The following is a 1,014-nucleotide window of genomic DNA, read 5'->3' as shown; positions in this document are numbered from 1 at the left end:
CTATGAGCAAAGGCTTTAAAACCACATTCATCAAGATAGACTATCGGTTTGTCCTTGAGCGGTCTTATCTACTATTTGTTCTTGAAAGTGCTCTCTTTTCTCTGTGTCGGCTTTTGGATGTTGGTTAATCTTTTTTTATGCGTTATCTTTAGTCGCTTTAGAGCATAACAAATCGCTGATTGCGAGCAATTAAAACGTCTAGCTCTTTCCCATTGGTAATCATCAGGATACTGCTCAATATCCTTAAGCAAGGCTTCATCATCAATCTTTGAGGGCTTACGCTCAGTAAAGCCTTTAGGATGGGGATTTTTAATCCAGCTATAGACGGTGAATTTGCTGATCTTGTAGCGCTTTGCAACAGCGCGCCAAGTTTCTCCATTAGCAATATCGTTAAGAATTTTCTGTCGGAATTGGCTGCAGTAGGTCATAAGATATGCTCAGTTTGTTTTTGATAATTCTACTATAAGTCGTTCTTTATATCTGCTTTGGATAGATTGGATTATAAGTGATTTGACTATAAGTACATATAAGCTTAAAAAAAATTGTGCAATGCTTTTGTATTGCTATTGACACAACCAAAACAGCTCTTCTGCTGAATGTAAACCGTAATACCATTAACCGCTGGTACGCTATCTTTCGCCAAGAAATTTATCAGTATCAACTAAACCAGAAAAACCTTTTATATGGCTCAATTGAGATCAATGAATCCTACTTTGGCGCAAAGCGTCAAAGGGATTATCATGACAAGCTCAAACGTGGTCGTGGGACTTTAAAACAATCCGTCTTTGGTATCTTTGAAAGACAAGGTCGTATCTATACTGAGATCATTCCCGACTGTAAGAAAAAGACCTTGCAAGGTGTTATTCTTGGTAAAGTAGCGCTTGATAGTGTCATATACTCGGATGGTTGGCGTGGTTACAATGGCTTGGTTGACGTTGGCTATGCGAAACATTTTAGAGTAGACCATGGCAATAATGAGTTTGCTCATGGTCATTACCATATCAATGGTATTGA

At 38.3% G+C, this 1,014-nt stretch carries 2 protein-coding genes; one reads left to right on the top strand and one right to left on the bottom strand.

What is annotated here, in order from left to right; all coding sequences use genetic code 11:
• Positions 1–71: 71 nt before the first annotated feature.
• A complete protein-coding gene (locus A5N85_RS13945) occupies positions 72–428 on the bottom strand; it encodes an IS630 transposase-related protein (protein ID WP_072576897.1) in 357 nt (118 codons plus the stop codon).
• Positions 429–526: 98 nt separating this feature from the next.
• Between A5N85_RS13945 and A5N85_RS13940 the strand changes: the two genes are divergently transcribed.
• Positions 527–1,014 (top strand): IS1595 family transposase (locus A5N85_RS13940; protein WP_072577656.1); only part of this gene is annotated, 488 nt, incomplete at its 3' end.

It is taken from the genome of Suttonella ornithocola (assembly GCF_001889065.1).
In the GTDB taxonomy this organism is placed as follows: domain Bacteria; phylum Pseudomonadota; class Gammaproteobacteria; order Cardiobacteriales; family Cardiobacteriaceae; genus Suttonella_A; species Suttonella_A ornithocola.
Note: the sequence above shows the minus strand (reverse complement) of the source record. Positions and strands in the feature narration are given on the sequence as shown.